At 72.0% G+C, this 20,699-nt stretch carries 21 protein-coding genes; 10 read left to right on the forward strand and 11 right to left on the reverse strand.

The window, feature by feature from the left end:
• Positions 1–61 precede the first annotated feature (61 nt).
• Positions 62–541 carry a hypothetical protein gene (locus tag ABH931_RS18880; protein WP_370114722.1) on the reverse strand — a complete coding sequence of 160 codons (480 nt, stop codon included), beginning with the start codon at positions 539–541 and terminating at the stop codon, positions 62–64.
• The gene (locus tag ABH931_RS18885; RefSeq protein WP_370114724.1) at positions 538–1,509 is read right to left on the reverse strand and encodes a DMT family transporter; all 972 of its coding nucleotides are present in this window, start codon (positions 1,507–1,509) and stop codon (positions 538–540) included. The genes ABH931_RS18880 and ABH931_RS18885 overlap by 4 nt, the downstream gene beginning before the upstream one ends.
• A 247-nt stretch (positions 1,510–1,756) precedes the next feature.
• Between ABH931_RS18885 and ABH931_RS18890 the strand changes: the two genes are divergently transcribed.
• From ABH931_RS18890 to ABH931_RS18900, 3 genes are all read left to right on the forward strand, one after another.
• Positions 1,757–2,404 carry a maleylpyruvate isomerase family mycothiol-dependent enzyme gene (locus tag ABH931_RS18890; protein WP_370114725.1) on the forward strand — a complete coding sequence of 216 codons (648 nt, stop codon included), beginning with the start codon at positions 1,757–1,759 and terminating at the stop codon, positions 2,402–2,404.
• 169 nt (positions 2,405–2,573) lie between these two features.
• Entirely contained in the window at positions 2,574–4,055 is a 1,482-nt protein-coding gene (locus ABH931_RS18895; RefSeq protein WP_370114727.1) for a sortase domain-bontaining protein, read from the forward strand.
• A gap of 50 nt (positions 4,056–4,105) precedes the next feature.
• Entirely contained in the window at positions 4,106–4,903 is a 798-nt protein-coding gene (locus tag ABH931_RS18900; protein ID WP_370114919.1) for a phosphate ABC transporter ATP-binding protein, read from the forward strand.
• Between the two features lie 16 nt (positions 4,904–4,919).
• Here the strand turns inward: ABH931_RS18900 and ABH931_RS18905 are convergent, their stop codons facing one another.
• The 7 genes from ABH931_RS18905 to ABH931_RS18935 form a co-directional block, all read right to left on the reverse strand.
• Positions 4,920–5,492 carry a hypothetical protein gene (locus tag ABH931_RS18905; RefSeq protein ID WP_370114729.1) on the reverse strand — a complete coding sequence of 191 codons (573 nt, stop codon included), beginning with the start codon at positions 5,490–5,492 and terminating at the stop codon, positions 4,920–4,922.
• 96 nt (positions 5,493–5,588) lie between these two features.
• A complete protein-coding gene (locus ABH931_RS18910; protein WP_370114730.1) occupies positions 5,589–6,059 on the reverse strand; it encodes a pyridoxamine 5'-phosphate oxidase family protein in 471 nt (156 codons plus the stop codon).
• A gap of 18 nt (positions 6,060–6,077) precedes the next feature.
• Positions 6,078–8,195 carry an RICIN domain-containing protein gene (locus tag ABH931_RS18915; protein WP_370114732.1) on the reverse strand — a complete coding sequence of 706 codons (2,118 nt, stop codon included), beginning with the start codon at positions 8,193–8,195 and terminating at the stop codon, positions 6,078–6,080.
• 121 nt (positions 8,196–8,316) lie between these two features.
• Positions 8,317–10,125 carry an alkaline phosphatase family protein gene (locus tag ABH931_RS18920; RefSeq protein WP_370114733.1) on the reverse strand — a complete coding sequence of 603 codons (1,809 nt, stop codon included), beginning with the start codon at positions 10,123–10,125 and terminating at the stop codon, positions 8,317–8,319.
• 161 nt (positions 10,126–10,286) lie between these two features.
• On the reverse strand, positions 10,287–11,003 hold the full coding sequence (locus ABH931_RS18925) for a class I SAM-dependent methyltransferase (protein WP_370114735.1): 717 nt from the start codon (positions 11,001–11,003) through the stop codon (positions 10,287–10,289).
• 41 nt (positions 11,004–11,044) lie between these two features.
• Complete coding sequence (locus tag ABH931_RS18930; protein WP_370114737.1) at positions 11,045–11,518, reverse strand: SRPBCC domain-containing protein; 474 nt, start codon at positions 11,516–11,518, stop codon at positions 11,045–11,047.
• Positions 11,515–11,829, reverse strand: coding sequence for an ArsR/SmtB family transcription factor (locus ABH931_RS18935; RefSeq protein WP_370114739.1), 315 nt, complete (start codon positions 11,827–11,829; stop codon positions 11,515–11,517). Before ABH931_RS18935 ends, ABH931_RS18930 begins: the two co-directional genes overlap by 4 nt.
• A gap of 121 nt (positions 11,830–11,950) precedes the next feature.
• Between ABH931_RS18935 and ABH931_RS18940 the strand changes: the two genes are divergently transcribed.
• From ABH931_RS18940 to ABH931_RS18960, 5 genes are all read left to right on the forward strand, one after another.
• Positions 11,951–12,370: an SRPBCC domain-containing protein gene (locus ABH931_RS18940; protein WP_370114741.1), complete on the forward strand. Its 420-nt coding sequence runs from the start codon at positions 11,951–11,953 to the stop codon at positions 12,368–12,370.
• 33 nt (positions 12,371–12,403) lie between these two features.
• Positions 12,404–12,976 carry a TIGR03086 family metal-binding protein gene (locus ABH931_RS18945; RefSeq protein ID WP_370114743.1) on the forward strand — a complete coding sequence of 191 codons (573 nt, stop codon included), beginning with the start codon at positions 12,404–12,406 and terminating at the stop codon, positions 12,974–12,976.
• Positions 12,976–13,293, forward strand: coding sequence for a hypothetical protein (locus ABH931_RS18950; RefSeq protein WP_370114745.1), 318 nt, complete (start codon positions 12,976–12,978; stop codon positions 13,291–13,293). Before ABH931_RS18945 ends, ABH931_RS18950 begins: the two co-directional genes overlap by 1 nt.
• Positions 13,294–13,323: 30 nt before the next feature.
• Positions 13,324–14,079 carry a tyrosine-protein phosphatase gene (locus ABH931_RS18955; RefSeq protein WP_370114747.1) on the forward strand — a complete coding sequence of 252 codons (756 nt, stop codon included), beginning with the start codon at positions 13,324–13,326 and terminating at the stop codon, positions 14,077–14,079.
• Between the two features lie 73 nt (positions 14,080–14,152).
• The gene (locus ABH931_RS18960) at positions 14,153–15,196 is read left to right on the forward strand and encodes a MerR family transcriptional regulator (RefSeq protein ID WP_370114749.1); all 1,044 of its coding nucleotides are present in this window, start codon (positions 14,153–14,155) and stop codon (positions 15,194–15,196) included.
• 81 nt (positions 15,197–15,277) lie between these two features.
• Here the strand turns inward: ABH931_RS18960 and ABH931_RS18965 are convergent, their stop codons facing one another.
• Together ABH931_RS18965 and ABH931_RS18970 are read right to left on the reverse strand one after the other, a co-directional pair.
• The gene (locus ABH931_RS18965; protein ID WP_370114751.1) at positions 15,278–16,435 is read right to left on the reverse strand and encodes an acyl-CoA dehydrogenase family protein; all 1,158 of its coding nucleotides are present in this window, start codon (positions 16,433–16,435) and stop codon (positions 15,278–15,280) included.
• A gap of 166 nt (positions 16,436–16,601) precedes the next feature.
• Positions 16,602–18,680, reverse strand: a complete 2,079-nt coding sequence (locus ABH931_RS18970) for an N-acetylmuramoyl-L-alanine amidase (RefSeq protein WP_370114753.1) — start codon at positions 18,678–18,680, stop codon at positions 16,602–16,604.
• Positions 18,681–18,902: 222 nt separating this feature from the next.
• Between ABH931_RS18970 and ABH931_RS18975 the strand changes: the two genes are divergently transcribed.
• Together ABH931_RS18975 and ABH931_RS18980 are read left to right on the forward strand one after the other, a co-directional pair.
• The gene (locus ABH931_RS18975; protein WP_370114755.1) at positions 18,903–19,847 is read left to right on the forward strand and encodes an aldose 1-epimerase family protein; all 945 of its coding nucleotides are present in this window, start codon (positions 18,903–18,905) and stop codon (positions 19,845–19,847) included.
• Positions 19,848–19,912: 65 nt separating this feature from the next.
• On the forward strand, positions 19,913–20,662 hold the full coding sequence (locus ABH931_RS18980; protein WP_370114757.1) for a rhomboid family intramembrane serine protease: 750 nt from the start codon (positions 19,913–19,915) through the stop codon (positions 20,660–20,662).
• Positions 20,663–20,699 lie beyond the last annotated feature (37 nt).

The following is a 20,699-nucleotide window of genomic DNA, read 5'->3' on the forward strand; positions in this document are numbered from 1 at the left end:
CTTTCACGCGCCCTCATGCAGCCGGGAGCCATTCGGTTGCACGGCAGCAGGCGCTGTCTGCTCACCAGCCCCGGCGGATGGCCCACCAGACCTGGAGGGTGGCGACCTTGCGGTCGAAGTCCGGGTCGTAGGGGAAGCCGGTGAGTGGTGTGCGGAGGCGGAGCCTCTCGCCGTTGGTGAGGTGGACTCTCACCGAGCGGGTTCCGAGGAGGGAGCGGGTCTCCATCGCGCGGATCGCCGTCCAGGGGGCCTCGCGCCGGCCCAGGCCGTTGCGCAGCACCAGGCACGGTTCGGTGAGTTCGACGCTGTTGTCCGTCTGCAGCAGGGACATGAACAGTGCGTAGAAGATCGCCGCCGTCCAGAGGCCGTGCGGGTACGGGTCGCCCAGGCTCAGGTGCGAGACGACGAAGCCGCCCCAGAACGGGATCGCGAACGCCGCACCGAACTGCAGGCTCTGGAGTGGCCCGACCCGGAAGCGGATCCGTTCCACCGTTCCGTCGGCGCGGCCGCCTCTGAGGGAGACACCGTCCCAGCGACTCACTCGCTCACTCCTCCTGCGCGGACCGCCGATCGGCGGGAGGAGAGTGTCGCACGACGCGCGGCGGCCCGTTCGCGGTGGGTGCGTTCGGTGCGGCGGCCCCAGTTGGTGCCCGCGAGGACGAGCGCAGCGCCGAGGAGGCCGGTGAGCCCGATGTGGTCGCCGCCGAGGAGGACGCCGACGGCGAGGGCCCAGAGCGGTTCCGTGCCGAGCAGGAGGCTGACCCTGGAGGGGGAGGTGGTCCGCACCGCCCACATCTGCACGAAGAACGCGAAGACCGTGCAGACGAGTGCCAGGTAGAGGAGATCGGCCCATTGGGCCGCGTCCAGATGCGCGGCCACCGCGATGGCGGAGGCGCCGGTGAGAGGGGCCGCCGCACAGAAGACGACCGCGCCGACGCTCAGTTGCAGCCAGGTGAGGGTGAGGGAGTCGAACTGCCGTCCCGCCGAACGGCGGTGCATCACGGTGACGTGCACCGCGCGGACCGCGGCGGCGGCCAGGACGAGGAGGTCGCCGAGCGACGGGGACCGGAGGGAGGAGCCCGTCGCGAGCAGGGCCACGCCGACGACCGCGACGGTCGCGGCGGCGAAGAAGGCCGGCGGCAGCCACGAGCGGGCCACCAGGTTCTCCAGCAGCGGGGTCATCACGATGGTCAGGCTGATGATCAGGCCCGCGTTGGTGGCGGAGGTGCCGGCGATGCCGTAGGTCTCCAGCGTCATGATCGTCGCCAGGATCACGCCCAGCAGCAGGCCGGTGCCGATCTCCGCACGCGTCGCGCGCCGCAGCCTTCCTGCGCAGACCGGCGCCAGCACGACGGAGGTGATCAGGAACCGCAGCCCCAGCACCGCGACCACCGTGTGCCCGGTGACCAGGTGCTTGGCCGCGAGGTAGGTGGAGCCCCAGACGACCGCGACGAGCAGCAGCAGGCCGTCTACCAGGCCGGTGCGGGGGACGGTCGTCCGTCCGGTCATGGGCCTGCTCCCGTCGAAGTGCCGAAGTGCCGAAGTGCCGAAGTGCCGAAGTGCCGAAGCACTGAAGCGGCGAAGTGCCGAAGCGCCGAACCGGCGAAGATCGTCTTCTGTCGCCGCCGACCCTAGGGCGCGGGGAGCGGCCTGCCAACGGCGTTTCCCACCATCCGGACGGTCCGACTCGCGAGGGGGGCCGTGCGGTGCTACTTCTGGGATGAACACCGTGGCCGGCCCGGATGGGGTGATCGTCATGGGTGCAGCCGGAAGTCCGTGGCCGCTGATCCACGCGGAGCGCAAGGCGCTGCTGGACGACCTGGAGGGGGTCGGGCTGACGCCCGGCGTGTGGGGGACCACGTCGCTCTGCACAGCCTGGGACGTGCACCAGGTGCTCGGGCACATGCTGTCGACCGCGATGATGACGCCGCCCCGGTTCCTCATGGAGATGGCGAAGGCCGGCTTCAGGTTCCCGAGGTTCGCCGAGGCCGGAGTGGCGGCGTGGACCAAGGGGACACCGCAGGAGACCATCGCCGCGTTCCGGGCCGTGCAGGCCCGGACGACGGCGCCGCCCGGGCCGGTCGAGGCGATGCTCGGGGAGGCGGTGGTGCACCCCGAGGACATCCGGCGGCCGCTGGGCCTGCGGCGGGTCTACCCGGAGGAGGCGCTGGTGCGCACCGCGGACTTCTTCAAGGGCTCGAACCTGCTGATCGGGGCGAAGAACCGGATCGCCGGACTGCGGCTCAAGGCCGACGATGTCGACTGGTCGCACGGCGAGGGCCCGGAGGTCCGCGGGCCCATGCTCGCGCTGGTGATGACGATGACGGGCCGCTCCGCGCATCTGGCGGATCTGGGTGGGGAGGGGCTGCCGGGCTATCGCGCGCGGTTCGACGGTTCGACGTGAGCGACGGTTCGGTTGAGCAAGGACGCTGAGGGCTTCTGTCCGTTTGTGAGCGTTCTGGGCTGAACGAGGCGCCACCGCCGGGCGAACAACGGCTCGCGCACGAACAGGAAGGGTTCCTCCCACCACACACTGGACCGGCAGGCGGGTCAGCCGAAGCACACTGAGGGGGGTGCCGGCAGTGGCGGAACTGCTGGTCGGCAAGGGACGTTGCACGGCCGGCAGAGCGGCCAACGGCCTCTACGGCTGGCGGCTGAAGGCCGTCAACGGGCGGGTGGTCGGCGTCTCCCCGGCCCAGTACGGGACGGAGGAGGCCGCGCTGGCGGCCTGCCGTCGCTTATCGGGCGAGGAGGTGGGCCGGCACGCCCGCATCGCACACGTGCACGAGGGCGTCGGCTGGGTCTGGGCGGTCACCAAGGGGGAGGGCCGCACCCTGGCCCGCTCCCCGCGTGCGTACGAGCGGTACGCGACCTGCCGCAAGGCGCTCGGGGTCTTCCTCGCGCTGATGGAGGGCGAGCACGGTCGTCGAGCTGGCGGGCCGCCAGGACGACTGGACACTCACTTCGTTGACGGCCGTCGAGCTGCTCGCGGTGGTGGCCGTGCCGCCGCTGCTGGGCGGGTGGCTGCGGCGCCGGCGCCGTACGGACGGTGCTGCCGACTCGGGTGGTTCGGGCGGTTCGGGCGGTGCCCGATGAGCGCGGTGACGACGGAGTCGGCGGGCGAGTCCGCGGCGGCCGGGTCGGGGCCGGCCGCGGTCGGCGAGAAGCGGCCGGAGGCCCTGCCACCGCCCCGTCCCGCGCCCGCCGCACCCGCCGCGCCCGCGCCGCCGCGGCGCTCCTCGCGCGGGCGGCGGACCACGCTCGGCGTCGCCTACGGCGCCAGCCTGCTCGGCACGCTGCTGCTGGGCTTCGGCGCGTTCCTGTTCACGCTCAGCGCCTTCCAGGAGGAGCACTACCAGTCCACCGTGCACCGCTCCTTCGCCTACGACCTCGGCCAGGCCACCGCGCCCACCGGCAGCGCCCCGGACGGTGACCCGGTCGCGGTGCTGGACATCCCCGCGATCGGCCTGCGCGACGCGATCGTGGTCGAGGGCACCACCGCCCGCGACCTGATGCGCGGCCCCGGCCACCGCCGGGACTCCGCGCTGCCCGGCCAGACGGGCGCGGCCGTGCTGTTCGGGCGGCGCACCACCTTCGGCGGGCCGTTCGCGCACATCGACGCGCTGCGGCCCGGCGACCACGTCCAGGTCGCGACCGGGCAGGGCCGCTTCGTCTACGTCGTCGACGGTCTCGGCACCGGCAGCCACCCGTACCGGGACGCGTCGACGAACCTGCTGGTGCTCGCCACGGCGGACGCGTCCTGGATTCCCACGGACACCGTGCTGGTCAGCGCCCACCTGGACGGCACGCCCGTGCCGAACCCCGGCGGGCGCCCGGCCGTCGTCCCGGCCGACAAGGCGCTGGCCGGCCAGCCGGACGCGGTCGCGCCGCTCCAGCTGTGGACGCTGACGCTGTGCGGGGCCGTGGTGCTGACCGTGGTGGCCACCTTCCGCTGGCGCCGCTCGGCCGCGTGGCTGTCGCTGACCCCGGTGCTGCTCGCACTGCTCTGGGCGGTCTACGAGAACGCCGCCGCGCTGCTGCCCAACCTGTACTGACCGACGAAGGAGCTGTGATGACCGACGCCGATCTCGTCGAGACGGTCCAGATGCCCGTGGCGCCCGTGACCACCACGCACGGACTGGAGACGCGGGACGTCTCGGCCTGGTTCGGCGCCCGCAAGGTGCTCGACAAGGTCTCGCTGACCATGCCCGCCGGGCAGGTCACCGCCCTGATCGGACCCTCGGGCTGCGGCAAGTCGACGTACCTGCGGCTGCTCAACCGGATGCACGAGATGGTCCGCGGCGCGGGCCTGGCGGGGGAGGTGCTGCTGGACGGCGAGGACGTCTACGCGCCCGGCCGGCTGCCGGCCGCGGTGCGGCGCCGGATCGGCATGGTCTTCCAGCGGCCCAACCCGTTTCCCGCCATGTCGGTCTACGACAACGTCGCCAGCGGGCTCAAGCTCGCCGGGATCAGGGTGACCCACCAGGAGCGCGACGAGCTGGTGGAGACCAGCCTGATCCGGGCGGGGCTGTGGACGGAGGTCCGCGACCGGCTCAAGGCGCCCGGCGGGGCGCTCTCCGGCGGTCAGCAGCAGCGTCTGTGCATCGCCCGCTCGCTCGCGGTCTCCCCGGACGTGCTGCTGATGGACGAGCCCTGCTCGGCGCTGGACCCGACGTCGACGCGCCGCGTCGAGGAGACCATCGAGCTGCTGCGCGGACGTCTGACGATCGTCATCGTCACCCACAACATGCAGCAGGCGCAGCGCGTCTCGCAGCGCTGCGCGTTCTTCCTCGCGACGCACGACACCCCCGGGCGGGTCGTGGAGGCGGGGCCGACCCAGGAGGTTTTCGGCGCTCCGAGGGACCAGCGCACCGCCGACTACGTGAACGGGCGCTTCGGGTAGGGGCGCGCGATGGAGGTCAGCGCCGGTGGGTCCACTCCGGTTCGACCTTGGCCCACTCGCTCTCCCACGACTTCCAGGCCGAGGCGTCGATGCGGTGTCGGCTGAAGGCGTAGCCGCCGGAGAGCAACAGCACCGCGCCCGAGAAGATCGCCAGCGAGTAGGTGGCGGCGCTGCCCGCGCTCTGCACGGCGGGGATCGGGTCCGGCTGCGGGATCCCCTTGGCGTCCACGTAGAGCGGCACGTGGTCGCCGGGAGCGGTCGCCGGTGGGACGGGAGCCTGGGCGCGGTGCGAGCCGGAGGCGTCGTGCCAGGTGAGTGTCGCCACCCAGGTGTCCACCCCGGCCGCGACGGGCGCGGTGGCGTCGACGGCGTCGACCCGCTCCAGTCCGGAGGCCTGCCGGGCGGCCTCGGCGCGGCCGTCGGCGTAGAGGTGGAGGCCGAGCAGGACCGTCAGCGCGGCGGCGACCGCGAGGGCCGCGGCGAAGACCACCCGCACCCAGAAACGCAGTGAGTCACTGCGTCGGTGCAGGGGGTTGCCGCGGCGCGGTACCGGCGCCGAGGGTTGTGGTGCGACCGACGGTGTGGCCATCCCACCGCCTCCCAACCGCTGCGTCCTCGTGCAGCCGGGGACACCGGGGGCACCCGACCGCATCCGCTTCCATCGTCGTGCCCTGCGGCCCGGGATTCAACCCTTGGGCGGAGTCGGCCACTCGATCTTGGTGCCGAAGCCGCGGGCGTTGTCGACCAGCCGCAGCCAGCTGGGCCGCAGCTCCCACAGGTCGGTCGCGGCCAGGGCCGCGCCGAGGCGGTCGTCCTGTGTGACGAAGGGGAAACGCTCCGTGTAGGCGGTCCACGCGGTCTGCCGGGCCTCGCCGCCCTGCGGCAGCCGGTGGACCAGGCCGCGGCCCTGGACGCCGGTGAGTTCGGTCCACCGCTGGCCGTCGGCCTGTGCGGTGAAGGCGGCCCGGGGGTCACCCGCCAGGGCGCGGCCGTGGCGGGTGGTGGCGGCCGTGACGAAGACCAGCGAGCCCCCGCCGGTGACGGCGTAGAGGACCGCGCAGGCCTGCGAGCCGTCCGCGTCGGTGTAGGCGAGGGTCAGCGTGGTGTGGGCACGGAGGGCCGCGAGGATGCCGGCGTCGATCGTCACGGCCCCCATGCAATCACCTGGAGCGGCCTATTCGGGTGCGAGCAGGCTCCAGGTCTGGTTGGTGCCACCGTCGGACGGCCACTGCAGGACCGAGGTGCCGTTCGAGCGGCCGCTGTTGTTCAGGTCGATCAGCTGCCCGTCGTAGGAGCTGCGGAACGAGACCAGGTTCGGGCCCGCGTCCAGGACGGTCCAGCGGGAGTTGCTGTTGCCGTCGTCGTGGTACTGGATCAGCTGCGTGCCCTGGGTGGTGGTCGGCCCGGGGATGTTCAGCAGCTTGCCGCTGTTCGCGTTGACGATCGTGACGGCCCCGCCGGACTGCGCGACGAAGGACCAGAGCTGGTCGGTGCGGCCGTTGTCCTGCCACTGGAGGATCGCGGCGTTGTCGGCGGTGGAGTCGTTGTTCACGTCGATCCGCCCGCCGGTGGCGCCGTTGACGATCCGGTACCGCTGCCCGGGCACGAGCACCGGCGCCAGCTTCCACGTCTGCGCGGCCGTGCCGTTCGCGGACTGCTCCACGACAGAGGAGCCGCTGACGCCCAGCACCTGGCCGTCCAGGCGCGAGGTGACGGTGTAGGCGCCGGAGCCGTTCGGGGTGAACGTCCACAGCGTGTTGCCGCCGAGGGTGGCCGCCTGGCCGCTGCCGACGTTGGCGATCCGGTAGGACTGGTCGCCGGTGGGCGGCAGCTGCCACTGCTGGTCGGTGCCGCCGTTCGCGGCCGCGGTGACCAGGGCGGAGCCGCTGGTGTCGAGGTACTGGCCGGTGGCCGCGTTGACCACGTCGTAGTGCAACGTGCTCAGCGCGTCACCGGTGGTGGGCGTGATCTTCAGCAGCATCGAGGCGTGACCGGCCAGTGAGGCCGAGAAGGAGCCGGTGGAGCTGCCGAGGTCGGTTCCGGCCCACAGGTCCTGGACGTCGGCCGCGCCGGAGAAGCCGAGGTCGGCGAAATGCGCGGTGGCCGTCGCGGTGCCGGAGCCGAGGTTGAACAGGGCGACGGTGTAGCTGCCGTCGGCGTTCGCGGCGCTCCAGACCTGCTGCTGGGCCACCTGGTCCACCGGGCGCGCGGGGACGCCGGCCTGGTCCACGGCCAGGACCCGGTCGTTGGTGAGCAGCGACAGGTCGGTCGGGTCCAGGTTGGTCAGGTCGGTGCCGAGCAGCAGCGGCGCGCCCTCGATCGCCCACAGGGTGAGCTGGGTGCGGCGCTCGTCCACGGTGAGGCCGTCGTTGCTCCCGTTGCCGAGCTCGAGCGAGTCGAGGTCGTTCCAGCCGCCGGGTCCGGCGAAGGGGATCCACTTGGGCACGTCGGAGAAGCGCGAGGCGACGTTGTTCCAGTCGGTGAGCGGGTAGGAGCCGGAGCCGCAGTAGCACTCCACGTCGCCCTCGATCCGCCAGCCGTTGGCGTACTGGCGCCAGGTGGCGGCGTTCGCCGGGTCGAGGTTGTTGGAGAGCTCCAGGTGGATCGGCCGGCCCGCCTGGTTCAGGGCCTGGGACCAGTGCTGGATGTCGGCGCTGTCCCAGTCGCCGACGCCGTCGATCTTCAGGTAGTCGACGCCGTAGGAGGCGAGCTGGTCCGCCCAGGAGTCGAGGAACGCCTGCGCGGCGGCCGGGTTCTTGGCGTAGTCGATGTAGTACATCGAGCCGGAGCCGAAGTTGTAGTTGGTCTCGTACGACGAGGTGTTGGAGACGATGTCGCGGGCGTGCCAACTGGTGCCCGCGATCGGCGTGTTCTGGTTGTACGCGGCGACGGGGATGCCCGGGGTGAGGTACATCCCGAACTTCTCACCGAGGTTGTGCACGTAGGTGCCCACCGCGCCCATGCCGTCGGGGAAGTGGCTCGGGTCGGTCGCCCAGCGGCCGTAGGAGTCCACGGTGGTGGCCGGGTCGAGGTACCAGAAGTCGTCCACGTTGACGTACTGGTAGCCGTGGGACAGCAGGCCGCTGTTCTTCAGGGCCAGCGCCTGGGCCTCGATGTTGGATTCGGTGGGGTTCTTCCGGATGAAGCTCCAACTGCTCCATCCCATGGGCGGCGTGAGCGCGACGCCGTTCGCCTCGGCATGCGCCGCGCCGGCGCTGCCGGGAACGAGTCCCAGCAGCGCCGATGCCATGACGGCCGTGCCGGTCAGTAAGGTGCGGACCCTCCGGTGCATCGTGCGTCCTCCGTGACATAAGCCAACAGGACCAAACGAAGTTCAACGCACCGGCATTTCACAGGCTCCACATGGCGCCGTCAAGAGTTGACGCAGTATCAGCGCCGCTCCCGGCGGTGGGTCAGCCGACGGTCAGACGGAACGGGCCCGCCAGGACGCCGTAGCCGTCGTTGGCCAGGTAGTACACGTCGTAGCTGCCGGCCCCGCTGAGCTTGCTCGTGGAGAAGGTGGCCGCCCCGCTCTGGTTGGGGGTGTACGCCCAGGTGAGCGCGGACTGCGCGCCCGGCTTCACGCCCGCCGGGTAGATGCCGATCCAGTTCTTCGCGCTGACCTGGGAGGTGTTCGGCAGCGCGTACCGGAAGGTCACGTTGCCGCCGTTGGACACCGCGTTCAGGTCGCCGGTCAGGGTGGGCGAGGTGGCGGTGGACGGCGCGAAGGCGTCGTTCAGCGGGGCCGCGTAGGTGTCGTTCGCCGTCAGGCCCGGCAGGCCGAGCGCGGCCTCGATGGTGCGGCCGACGCTGTAGTGGTCGTAGTGGCTCGGGCTGCTGGTGCCGGCCTGGACCGTGCCCTGCGAGCCGACCGCGACGGTGGCCACGTGGTCGTAGCTCTCGTTCTCGCTCTCGTCCCAGGTCAGCAGGATCAGCGAGCGCTGCTGCGTCCAGGCCGGGGACGACATGATCGGCGCGAGGGTCTGCTGGAGCCAGCCGTCCTGGGTCTTCAGGCTGGTGGAGCTGCCGTTGCCGGAGGACTCGCCGTCGTAGTAGTCGTCGGCGGCGATCCAGGAGAAGTTCGGGGTGGTCGCGGCCGACTTGAGGTCGGTGGTCAGCTGCGTGGTGTCGAACAGGTGGGCCGCGCAGCGCGACTGGTTGCCCGCGATGTCGCTGTAGTTGATGAACGGCGCGTCGTCCGGCTCGTAGTAGCTGTCGCTACCACCCTTGCTGGCGTTGCAGGGCGTGACCATGCCCTGCTCGTAGGCCTTCCAGGTCTTGCCGGCGGCCTCGATGGTGTCGCCCAGGTTCTTCTCGGGCGAGTTGATGTTGGGCCAGTAGGTGGCGCCCTTGGTGTAGGTGTCGCCGCCCGCGATGGCCAGGTAGTTCTCGTCGCTGGGGTGGTAGACGGCGTGGGAGTCCGTCAGCGTCGCGCCCTGCGCCATCAGGCTGTGGATGAACGGCGTGTCCGTCGGGTCGTTCATGACCTCGGAGTAGTCCGTGTTCTCCATCATCACGGTGAACACGTGGTCGTAGCCGGGCACCTTGGAGACGGGCGGGGCCACCGGGGCGGGGGCGGTGACGGGGGTGTCCAGGGTCAGCGACAGGTTGTCCAGGTAGCCGGTCTCGCTGGTGGTGGAGAGGAACTGCACCTCGACCTGGATGGACCGGGTGCCGGCCGGGACCGAGCCGGTGGCGCTGCGGGAGAGGAACTTGGTGAGCAGCCCGCGGTCGGTGGCGGAGACCGTCGGCAGCTTGGCGGCGGAGCCGACGACGTTGCCGTTCGCGTCGTGGAAGTGCAGGCTCACCGCGACGTAGCCGCCGTAGGTGGTCCAGCCGCCGAGCCAGCCGGCCAGGTTGTAGTGCACGCCGCCGCCGTCGATCGCGGTGGACGCCGAGGAGACGTCGACGGTCTGGCTCATCGAGCCGTCGCCGAAGTTGCCGGGGCCGAAGAAGGCCTTGCCCGGGGTGTTGCCGTCGCTCGGGTAACCGAAGGAGCCGACGGACTGGCACATCACGTCGACACCACCGGCCTGGGTGGTCCAGCCGGGCACGGTGGTGGCCGCGCTCCAGTCGCTGGTGCAGAAGCCGCCGGCCTCCGCGTCTCCGTTGACGATCAGGTTGCCGCTGGTCCCCGCCGCCTGGGCGGGGGCGGGGATGGCGACGATCATTGTGCCGAGGAGGGTGAGCAGCCCGGCAAGGCCGCTTCGGCGCAGTCGCATGGTGTACCTCGTCCCGTCGTGAGGTGGTGCTGGCTGTGCATCATGGACGGGACATAAGTACAGGCTGCCGTTGTCGGTCGGAAGAATGCGGGGCGAACTTGATTAGACAAGTGCGTGCGGCTTGATTAGACAAGTGCGCGCAGCTTGATCGAACAGGTCGGTCAGTTGATCTTGCGCCAGACATAGGCCGCGGAGACCGGGACCCCGCGGAACCGCTCCCACTTGGGCTTGCGCGCCACCCAGGCGTCCCCGACCGGTACCTCGCGCAGCTCGGCCAGCGTCCAGCCCGTGGAGAGACCCGCCGCGGCATGGTCGCTGACGTAGTGCAGGTGGGTGGAGATGGCCGTCTCGGTGCCGTCGGCGGCGGTGTAGTGGGTGGGCATCCCGGCGGTCATGATGAACTGCGGGTGCAGTCCGACCAGCACGAACAGCCCGTCCGGCGCGGCCAGCCGGAACGCCTCCCGGTACAGCGGGCGCAGGTCCGGCAGGTGCTCGTCCACCAGCGAGGTCACCACCAGCGGATAGGCGCCGCCCTGGAGGCCGGTGTGGGCCAGGTCCGCCTCGACGAGCCGCGCGTGCGCGCCGCGGGTACGGGCCCGCTCCAGCATCTCGGGCGTCAGGTCCACCCCGTCCACCGCGCCCACGCCTTGGGCCCGCAGCCAGGCGCCGGTGCGGCCGGTGCCGCAGCCCAGGTCGGCGGCGCTCGCCGCCTCGCTCCAGCGCGGGACGGCCAGTGAGGCGAGGACGTCCACGTCCATCAGGTCCTCGACGGTCTCCTCGTACCGGTCCACCCAGCCGGCATAGCCGGTGCGGACGTCCACGACGGGGTAGCCGCGGGCGTCGAACTGCGCGCTGAAGGTCTGCGAGTGAGAGGCCATGCCCGAAGTGTCCGCGAAGGCGCGAGTGGTGCGCGAGCGAATTAGTCGCTCTCCTCGGCCTCGTCGGCCTCCTGCATCCACAGGTCGGGGCCGGGGTCGCCACCCTCGGCGCGGACGGAGAGCCGGGCCAGGTAGTGCTCCCAGCCGGCCTGGTGCGGCTCGCGGGCCGGATCGGGCAACTGGGTGTGCGTGAGGGTGAGGGTGGTGCCGTCGGCCTCGCGGGCGAGGTCGATCTGCACGCGGCTGCTGCCGGGCGGCACCGGGTCGCCCTCGTTCTCCCAGCCCCAGGTGAAGACGATCCGCCGGTAGGGCTGCAGGTCGGTGAAGGCACCGGCGGCGACGGCGTCACCGACCACCCGCATCCGGTACTGGCCGCCCGGGCGAGGGTCGAAGAAGCCCTCGACGCCCTGCCAGGAGAGCCACCGGTCGTGGTCGGTGAAGAAGGTCCAGATCGTCTCGGGTGTGGCCTTGATCCGCCGTCGGACGACGACGGCGCCCTCGGGGGTGATCGTCACGGCTCCCGCTCCTTCTCACGTTCGGCTTGCTCGGCGAGCACGGCGAGGGTGTCCAGCGAGGAGACCCACATCGACTCGAGGTAGGAGGCCAGCGCTCCCATCCCAGCACGGTTCGCCCGGTAGTACCGCTTGGTGCCGTCCTTTCGGACGACGACCAGCCCGGCGTCCCGCAGCACCTTCAGGTGCTGGGAGACCGCCCCGAAGGTGACCTCGAAGCTGTCCGCGATCTCTCCCGCGGACATCTCGTCCTCCCAGATCAGCCGCAGTATCGCGCGGCGCCTGGGCTCACTGATCGCCTTCACCTGGTCCACCCTCCTTATTTTAGTCACCGCTGTAGCTTGCGCCGCGAGGGGTCTTATTTTAGTGTCGACTAAAGCAAGCGGATCCGGAGCAATCCGGACAGACTGAACCACGCACCAGAAGGGACATCCGATGGCCGACATCGCGATGCAGCTGACCATCCAGGCCGACGCCGAGACCGTGCGCGCCGCCGTCGCCACCGAGGCGGGCGTGCGCGGCTGGTTCACGGCAGACGCCACGGTGGGTGAGGGTGCCGGGGCCGAGCACGTCCTCGGCTTCCCCGACGTGCCGGAGCCCTGGCGGCTGACCGTCGTCGAGTCCGGGCCGCGCCGCCTGGTCCTCGCGGGGCAGAACGGCCCGTGGACCGGCACCACCCAGACCTACGAACTGCGCCAGACCGAGGGCGAGGCAGGGGTCACCCTGGTCTTCACCCACGCCGGGTTCCCCGCGCAGGACGACGCCTACCGCAACTTCACCTACGGCTGGGCGACGAAGCTCGCCGCCCTGAAGGGCTACGCCGAGACCGGCGAGGCCGCCCCGTTCTTCGAGTAGGACCCGTTCCCCGAGCCAGGAAGGCCGAACGCCATGACCGCCCCCGCCCCCGTCGAGCTGGCCGACCAGCTCACCCGCGCCGCCCGCAACCTGCTGGCCCACACCACCGAGCGGGACCTCGCCGGCAAGCGCGAGCTGCGCACCCCCTGCGCCGAGTTCAACGTCCACCAGCTGTGCGAGCACCTGCTCGGCACGATGGTCGCCGGCGCCTACGCGGCCGCGAAGAAGCCGATGCCGCCGGACGCTCCGGTGACGCTGACGGACGCCCCCTGGCGGGCCTACCCGCCCGTCGTCGACCGGTTGGTCGCCGCCTGGTCCAAGCCCGAGGCGTGGGAGGGCGACGCGCCGTTCGCGGGCCGGGTTCACCCGGCGCACTTCGTGGGAACGATCACCATCATGGAGCTGACCGTCCACGGCTGGGACCTCGCGCGCGCCACCGGCCAGATCTTCAAGGCCGAGGACGACGTGGTGGCCACGGCCGCCGCCGTCGCCGCACGGATCGGCGAGGGCGCGCGCGGCGGTGGGGCGTTCGGCCCGGAGCTGCCCGCCGCGCCCGACGCCTCCGCGCTGGAGCGGTTGCTCGCCTTCACCGGGCGGCGCGGCTGATGCCGGCGTCCGCGGAGGCGCTCTTCGGGGAGCTGGCGGAGGAGCTCGCGCCGCAGGGTGCAAAGCGCGGGCAGATGTTCGGCATGGCCTGCCTCAAGGATCCGAACGGCAAGGCCTTCGTGGGCCTGCACGGCGAGGAGCTGGTGGTCCGGCTGAACCGCGACACCCCCGAGCACGCCGCCGCGCTCGCCCTCCCCGGCAGCCACCTCTTCGACCCGATGGGCGGGCGGCCGATGAAGGACTGGATCTGTCTCGCGCTCGCCCAGCACGAGCAGTGGCTGCCGTTGACCGAGGCGGCGCGGCACATGCCGCGCTGACGCGTGGAGGTGATCGCTAGGGTGGGCGGCATGGTGACACCCACGCGGCACATCGCGTTTGAGGACCTCTGCAACTTTCGTGACCTGGGCGGCTATCGGGCCGCCGACGGGCGGACGCTGCGGTGGGGGCGGCTGTACCGCTCCGACTCGCTCGGCAAGCTCACGAGCGAGGCCGACCTGGCGGCCTTCGCCGGGCTCGGCGTCCGCACGGTCATCGACCTGCGCTACGGCTTCGAGATCGAGGCGCGCGGCCGCATCCCCGAGCAGACGGGCGTGGACTGGCACCACCTCAGCATCGAGCACCGCTGGTACGACCAGGAGGCGCTCGGTCCCGAGACCAAGGCCGGCCCCTACCTGGCCGAGCGGTTCCGCGAGGTCGCCGAGGACGGTGTGGTGGAGATCCGCCGGGCCCTGGAGGTCATCGCCGACCCGGAGTCCGGCCCGCTGGTCTTCCACTGCGCCGGGGGCAAGGACCGCACCGGCCAGCTGGCGGCGACGATCCTCGCACTGCTCGGCGTCGCCGAGACCGACATCCTCGCGGACTTCGAACTCACCAACCGGGCCACCGCGTACTTCCGTGCCGCGCACGTCGCCCGCCACGGCAGCGAGCCGAGCTGGCCCGACTACGGGACCGCCCCGGCCGAGGTGCTGGAGCGCTTCCTGGCCGGCCTCGCCGCCGACTACGGATCCGTGCGGGGCTACGCCGAGCAGCGGCTCGGGCTGGACGCCGGGTTCGTCGAGCGGCTGCGCGAGACGCTGCTGGAACCCGTCCCGGACGCGGGTTGACCTTCCCCTTGGGACAAGCCACAGCATCGGGAGCACCGGGTCCACAGGGGATCCGGTGCGAGGAGGACGGACCATGGGGGAGCTGCTGACGATCGGCGCGTTCGCGCGCCGGGCGGAGCTGACACCCAAGGCGCTGCGGCTCTACGACGAGCTCGGCCTGCTGTGTCCGGTCCACGTCGACCCGGCGTCCGGCTACCGGTACTACGCCGCCGAGCAGTTGGAGCAGGCCTGGCTGGTCGCCCGGCTGCGGCTGCTCGGCATGCCGCTGGCGCGGATCGGCGTGGTCTGCGGACTGCCGCCGGCCACCGCGGCGGCGGAGATCGACGCGTACTGGGCCCAGGTCGAGCACGACACCGAGTCCCGGCGTCGGCTGGCCCGCCTCCTCGCGGAGCACCTCAACGGGAGAGGCCCCGCCACGATGACCGACACGACGTTCACCCTGCGCTCCGCCTCGGCGAGCGATTCCGGCCTGGCCCGGGACACGAACCAGGACACCGCCCTCGCCGCTCCCGGCCTCCTCGCCGTCGCCGACGGCTTCGGCCCGGACGGAGCGAGGGCGAGCGCCCTGGCGGTCGACGCGCTGACGTCCCCGATGTCCCCGACGTCCCGGACGGGCCCGCCGGACGCTGCGGACGCGGCGTTCACCGAGATCAACCGCCGGATCGCGGAACTGGACGACTCGGGCACGACGCTCACCGCGCTGCGGTTGACGGGTTCGGCGGCCACGCTGGTCCACGTCGGCGACTCGCGCGCCTACCTGCTGCGCGGCGGCGAGCTGTTCCGGCTGACGACGGACCACTCGCTCGTCAGCACCCTCGTCGAGGAGGGCCGCCTGACGGAGGACGAGGCGGTGGCCCACCCCCAGCGTTCCCTCCTCACCCGCGCGCTGGACGGGCGGGAGGAGAGCGGGGTGGACACGATCACGCGTCAGGTCCAGGCGGGGGACCGCTACCTGCTCTGCACGGACGGTCTCTCGGCCGTGGTCCCGGAGCCGGAGATCCGCGCCGCGCTCGCCGCGGCGGACAGCCCGGAGACGGCGGTGCGTGAGCTGGTCGCGCTGGCGCGCAGGGCGGGAGGCCCGGACAACATCGCCGCCGCGGTCGGCGACGTCGAGTAGGCACCTCACGCTGAGGGGCGCGGGGCTCTGCTCGATGAACTGCGAGCAGAGCCCCGCGCCCCTGGATGGTGCAGCTGCCCCTTACAGGCCCAGCGACTTGGCGATGACCATCTTCATGACCTCGCTGGTGCCACCGTAGATGCGGAACACCCGGTTGTCGGCGTAGAGCCGCGCGATCGGGTACTCGAGGATGTAGCCGTAACCGCCGTGCAGCTGGAGGCAGCGGTCGACGACGCGGCTGCAGACCTCCGTCGTGAACAGCTTGGCCTTGGCGACGTCCGCCGGGGTCAGCTCGCCGGTCTCGAAGGACTCCAGCGCGCGGTCCACGACCGCCTGCGCCGCGTCGACCTCGGCCTCGCAGGCCGCCAGCTCGAACTTGGTGTTCTGGAAGGACGCCACCGACTGGCCGAAGACCTTGCGGTCCTTGGTGTAGGCGACCGCCAGGTCCACCGCCGCGCGGGCCGCGGCGTACGCGCCGACCGCGATGGCGAGGCGCTCCTGGACGAGGTTGTGGGCCAGGTACGAGAAGGCCTTGCCCTCCTCGCCCAGCAGGTCCTCGACCGGGACCTTGACGTCGACGAAAGAGAGCTCGCCGGTGTCGGAGGTCCGCAGGCCGATCTTGTCGAGCTTGCGGCCGACCGAGTAGCCCGGAAGGGTCGTGTCGACGCAGAGGATGGAGAGGCCGCCGCGGCGGTCCTCCGGCGTGGCCGGGGAGGTGCGGCAGACGACGAGCATCAGGTCGGCCTGGACGCCGCCGGTGATGAAGGTCTTGGCGCCGTTGAGGACGAAGTGGGTGCCGTCCTCGGAGAGCTTGGCGGTGGTGGTCATGCCGGCCAGGTCGGAGCCGGTGCCCGGCTCGGTCATGGCGATGGCCGTCATCATCTCGCCGGAGACGAACTTGGGGAGCCAGCGCTTCTTCTGCTCCTCGTTGGCGTACTCCATGATGTACGGGAGGCAGAGGCCGGTGTGGACCCCGGCGGAGCCGAAGCTGACGCCCGCGCGGGCGCACTCCTCGGTCACGATCGCCTGGTACTTGAAGCCGGTCATGCCCGCGCCGCCGAACTCCTCGGGCACCTCGATGCCGAAGACGCCCAGCTCGCCGAGCTTCAGGTAGAAGTCCTTGGGGGCGTGCCCGTCCTTCTCCCACTCCGGGTAGACCGGGACGACCTCCTTGGCGATGAAGTCGCGGATGGTCTCCCGGAACGCCTCGTGGTCCTCGGTGAAAACGGTGCGGCGCACGACGGCGCTCCTCTCCTGGAAAGCTTGTCGAACGAACGTTAAGTTAATCGGCAGTAGCTCTTCTGTCCAGAGTGCCCCCATGTGAGGCTGCACGCTATTTGGAGAGATCGGGCGCATGCCGAAGTCCCGGCCGCGCATTGTGGCGCGACCGGGACTGAACGAGCGCTCAGTGCGACGAAGAGCTGGCTGACGGCGACGGCAGCGGGGCCGGGGTGATCAGCTGGACGTCCGAGGCGCGGACGTAGGCGAGCCGGTGGTCGAACCGGATGGGGTAGTACTGCGTCGACCCGATCACCACCGTGCAGCCCGCCGGGCCCGCGCAGCCGTAGCTCGCGGCGTAGAAGTCGCCGCTCAGCTGCGCTCCGGCCAGGTACGCCTGGTCCGGGGTGATGGTGTCCGCCAGCGGGGTGAGCTGCTGGGCCGGCGAGGAGGCCAGCGCGGACAGGGACGCGGGATACGCCGAGGACTCCGGGTAGGCGCGCCCGTACACGGGGATCGGCTGGTCGCCGATCGGGGCCACCAGCGTCAGCGCGGCGCCGGACGCCGGATCGGGGACGAGGGTGTCGCGCCAGGACGGGTCCTCGAACCAGGCCTCACGGCCGCCGTACCAGACACCGACCCAGTCGCCGGAGAGGCCCGCGACGACGAAGGTCTGGCCGTAGACGGCCTTGGCCGTCGTGTTGCTGGCCTCCGTGGTGCCGCCGCCGAGCAGGGGCGCGTCCGCGGACGGGAGCTCGCGCAGGTAGACGAAGTTCGCCGGGTGGGAGGGGCAGGCCTGGCCGGTCGCGCCGCAGCCGGTCAGCTGGGGCTGGGTGGTGCGGTCGTACGGCGGGGCGACGGTGACCGTGGCGCCGACCACCGGCTGCGTGCGCAGGCCGGTCAGCGGCGCGCCGACGAGGTCCAGCAGGTGGCTCCAGTCCCAGTAGGGCTCCGGGGCCTCGGCCGCGGCCGGGGCCTGCGTGGGGACGTCGTCGCCGCCGAGCAGGTGCTCGCGGTCCAGCGGGACGGAGAAGCGGGCCGCCAGGTACCGGATCAGCGCGGCCGAGGACTCGTACTCCGCCTCGGTGTACCAGCTCCCGGTCCGCAGCGCGTAGCCCTCGTGGGCGATGCCGATCGAGTGCGCGTCGACGCTGGTGTTGCCCGCGTGCCAGGCGACGTCCTGGGTCGGGACCAGCTGCGTCACCGAGCCGTCGCGGCCGATCAGGTAGTGGACGCTCGCGTAGGAGGTGGGGTCCTGGAGGAAGGCGAGGGCGCCGTCGCGCGAGCCCTCGGTTTCGTGCAGTACCAGCGAGGAGACGCCGTCGCCGTCGGTGGGACGGTCGGCCTTCGCGTAGTCCCCGTAGCCGCCGTCCTCGGCGGCGTCCCGGGTGGCGCCCTTGGTGGTGTCCTGCGTGGTGTCCCGCTGGTAGGCGGCGGGCGTGAAGGTGCAGGCCAGGCCGGAGGGGCACTCGGTGTTCCCGGCGGGGGAGGCGAGCGAGGCGAGCGCGCCGGCCAGCTGCGGCGGGCGAACCGAGGGTGAGGCGGCCAGGGTGACCTGCTGGTTGTCGTCGGTCAGCCGGGACGCGCCCCCCTGGATCAGGGCGTAGACGCGGGCGGCGAACTGCCGGCCCGCCTCCGGGGTCTCGGCCTGCGCGTACGCGACGACCGCGGGCCACCACTGGGCCGCGTCGGCGGGCAGCGCCCCGGGCGTCGCCTGCACCCGCGACTCGTAGGAGGCGAGCAGCGCGGCGCCGCCGCGCACGCTCTGGCGCATGTCGGTCCGCAGCCGCTTGGCGGAGACCCCGGCCAGGGCTGCGGCGGTCTGCAGGGTGTGCAGAGCGGGCGAGGCGGTGTCGACGCGGTGCAGTTCCGCGAGCGCCCGCGCGGAGGCGGTGTGCGAGGCGGTCTCGTCCGCGGAGCCGCGGATGCCGGAGCCCCCCTGCGCGGTCAGGTTGCCCCTGTTGACCTCGGTCAGGCCCATCACGTTGTAGTTGCCGGTCACGCTCGGACGGCCGCCGTGGGACTCCCACTGCGTCTCCTCGTAGGAGACGGCGAGCAGCACCGGGGCCGGGACGTGGAACTCGGCCGCCGCCGCGTCGAAGTCGTGCTGAAGGGTGGTCGCGGGCTGCGCCGGGACGCTCGGCCAGGCCAGCGAGCCGGACGCGGGCGCGGCGGTGGGGGTCGCCTGCCTGGCCTGACCCCGGTTGGGGGCTGCCTCGGCGACGGCGCCGACCACCAGCGCCCCGGCCGCGAGCACCACACCCATGCCGATCCAGCGCCGTGACCGTCTGCGGACGTGTCGAGCCGTCAACGCGTGCCTCTGCTGTCTGCCCGTACCGCCGTACGGGGGGTGCCTGATGGTCCGTGAGGAATATCGGTCGCAAGTGAGCGTGAGGTTAGCACTGGCGGGCCAGAGGTCCCGTCCGGGGGGTGAGACCGGAGGTCCACCGGGCCGACGGCCGGGCGGCGCGGATGCGAGGATGGCCGCATGGCTGACGCGCATCTCTCCCCCAACGGGCCGCAGCAGGTGATCGAGGCCGGCGACTACCGTGCGGTGATCAGCGGTGTGGGCGCCGGCCTGCGCGGACTGAGCCACCGCGGGCGTCCGCTGGTGGTCAAGTACCCGGAGGAGGTCCAGCCGCCGGGCGGCGCCGGGCAACTGCTGATCCCCTGGCCCAACCGGGTCCGCGACGGGCGCTACCGCTTCGACGGCGAGGACCGGCAGCTGGACCTGAGCGAGCCGGCCACCGGCAACGCCAGTCACGGCTTCACCCGCTGGCTGCCCTGGCGCGTGGTCGCCGAGGACGCCGGGCAGGGCTCCGCCTACGTCCGCTACGGGCTGCGGCTCTACCCGATGCACGGCTACCCCCACATCCTGGAACTGACCGCCCACTACGAGCTCAGCGAGGCCGGCCTGACGGTCGAGATCGCGGCCCGCAACGTCGGCGACAAGGTCGCCCCCTACGGCCTCGGCGCCCACCCGTACCTGACGCTGGGCCGCGGCCCCGGCAGCGTCGGCGAGGCGCGGCTGGAGGTCCCGGCCGACATCTGGCTGCCGGTCGACGACCGCAAGATCCCCACCGGCGCGCGCGAGTCCGTGGACGGCACGCCGTACGACTTCCGCAAGCCGCGCGTCCTGGGCGCGACCGAGCTGGACACCGCCTGCACCGGACTGACCCGCGACGCCGACGGGCTGGCCCGGGTCCGGCTCACCGACCCGGAGAGCGGCCGCGGCGTGGAGCTGTGGCTGGGCGCGGGCCTGGACTGGGTGCAGCTCTACACGGGTGACACCCTCCCCGGCGGCTACCGCCGGGCGGGCATCGCGGTGGAGCCGATGAGCTGCCCGCCGAACGCCTTCGCGACCGGCGAGGACGTGCTGGCGATCGAGCCGGGCGCGCGGGTCGCGCACCGATTCGGTATCAGCGCGCTCTGACGCCTCTCGCCGACGGACCCTCCCGCCCTACAGTGATCCCGACGGCACGTGAGGGGGAGGGTCCGATGGCCGAGCGATCTCTGTGGGCGCCGAAGGAGCTGGACACCCCGGAGCTGATGCTCGCGGAGGCACGCAAGGCGTTCTTCGTGATGTTCGGCTTCATGGTGGTGATCTGGGCGCTGCAGATCGTCAACTGGGTCGACCACCAGGACCTCTCGCTGGAGTACGGCATCCGCCCCTGGGACGTGGGCCGGCTGCCGGACGTCTTCGCGGCGCCGTTCCTGCACTTCAGCTGGGAGCACATCGAGTCCAACTCCGGCCCGCTGTTCGTCTTCGGCTTCCTGGCCGCGTACCGGGGCGTCGGCCGGTTCCTGTGGCTGACCCTGCTGGTCACGCTGACCAGTGGGCTCGCGGTCTGGTTCTTCCAGGGCACCGACACGGTGGGCGTGGGCGCCAGCGGCGTCATCTTCGGGTACTTCGGCTACGTGGTGCTGCGCGGGATCTTCGACCGGCACCTGATCGACACCCTGATCGGGTTGGTCATGGCGGCCTCGTTCGCCTACCTGGTCACCATCGCCGTGCCGGGCACGCCGGGGGTGAGCTGGCTGGCCCATCTCGGCGGCCTGGTCGGCGGCATGGCGGGCGCCTGGCTGCTGCGTGACCGGCGGCCCAAGGCGGTCACCCCCGTGGCGGCCGGACCGTCCGGGGGCGTGCCCGCGGTGCCCGGTCCGGCGTCCGGTCCGCTGCCCGGTCCCGTCACCGCGGGCGAGCGCTCGGACCTGCACAAGGAGTTGGGCGACCTCGGCCTGCTGTGAGGCATCCATGAGCCGTCCATGAGCTGTCGGTGGGCCC

This window comes from Streptacidiphilus sp. MAP12-33, assembly GCF_041261265.1.
Lineage (GTDB): Bacteria > Actinomycetota > Actinomycetes > Streptomycetales > Streptomycetaceae > Streptacidiphilus.

What these genes read in the sequence shown, in the direction of transcription:
- ABH931_RS18975 (WP_370114755.1), top strand. Translation starts at nt 18,903, where the DNA reads ATGGCTGACGCGCATCTCTCCCCCAACGGGCCGCAGCAGGTGATCGAG.
- ABH931_RS18915 (WP_370114732.1), bottom strand. Translation starts at nt 8,195, where the DNA reads ATGCACCGGAGGGTCCGCACCTTACTGACCGGCACGGCCGTCATGGCA.
- ABH931_RS18980 (WP_370114757.1), top strand. Translation starts at nt 19,913, where the DNA reads ATGGCCGAGCGATCTCTGTGGGCGCCGAAGGAGCTGGACACCCCGGAG.
- ABH931_RS18955 (WP_370114747.1), top strand. Translation starts at nt 13,324, where the DNA reads ATGGTGACACCCACGCGGCACATCGCGTTTGAGGACCTCTGCAACTTT.
- ABH931_RS18960 (WP_370114749.1), top strand. Translation starts at nt 14,153, where the DNA reads ATGGGGGAGCTGCTGACGATCGGCGCGTTCGCGCGCCGGGCGGAGCTG.
- ABH931_RS18885 (WP_370114724.1), bottom strand. Translation starts at nt 1,509, where the DNA reads ATGACCGGACGGACGACCGTCCCCCGCACCGGCCTGGTAGACGGCCTG.
- ABH931_RS18910 (WP_370114730.1), bottom strand. Translation starts at nt 6,059, where the DNA reads ATGGGGGCCGTGACGATCGACGCCGGCATCCTCGCGGCCCTCCGTGCC.
- ABH931_RS18950 (WP_370114745.1), top strand. Translation starts at nt 12,976, where the DNA reads ATGCCGGCGTCCGCGGAGGCGCTCTTCGGGGAGCTGGCGGAGGAGCTC.
- ABH931_RS18970 (WP_370114753.1), bottom strand. Translation starts at nt 18,680, where the DNA reads ATGGGTGTGGTGCTCGCGGCCGGGGCGCTGGTGGTCGGCGCCGTCGCC.
- ABH931_RS18905 (WP_370114729.1), bottom strand. Translation starts at nt 5,492, where the DNA reads ATGGCCACACCGTCGGTCGCACCACAACCCTCGGCGCCGGTACCGCGC.
- ABH931_RS18900 (WP_370114919.1), top strand. Translation starts at nt 4,106, where the DNA reads ATGCCCGTGGCGCCCGTGACCACCACGCACGGACTGGAGACGCGGGAC.
- ABH931_RS18890 (WP_370114725.1), top strand. Translation starts at nt 1,757, where the DNA reads ATGGGTGCAGCCGGAAGTCCGTGGCCGCTGATCCACGCGGAGCGCAAG.
- ABH931_RS18920 (WP_370114733.1), bottom strand. Translation starts at nt 10,125, where the DNA reads ATGCGACTGCGCCGAAGCGGCCTTGCCGGGCTGCTCACCCTCCTCGGC.
- ABH931_RS18945 (WP_370114743.1), top strand. Translation starts at nt 12,404, where the DNA reads ATGACCGCCCCCGCCCCCGTCGAGCTGGCCGACCAGCTCACCCGCGCC.
- ABH931_RS18925 (WP_370114735.1), bottom strand. Translation starts at nt 11,003, where the DNA reads ATGGCCTCTCACTCGCAGACCTTCAGCGCGCAGTTCGACGCCCGCGGC.
- ABH931_RS18940 (WP_370114741.1), top strand. Translation starts at nt 11,951, where the DNA reads ATGGCCGACATCGCGATGCAGCTGACCATCCAGGCCGACGCCGAGACC.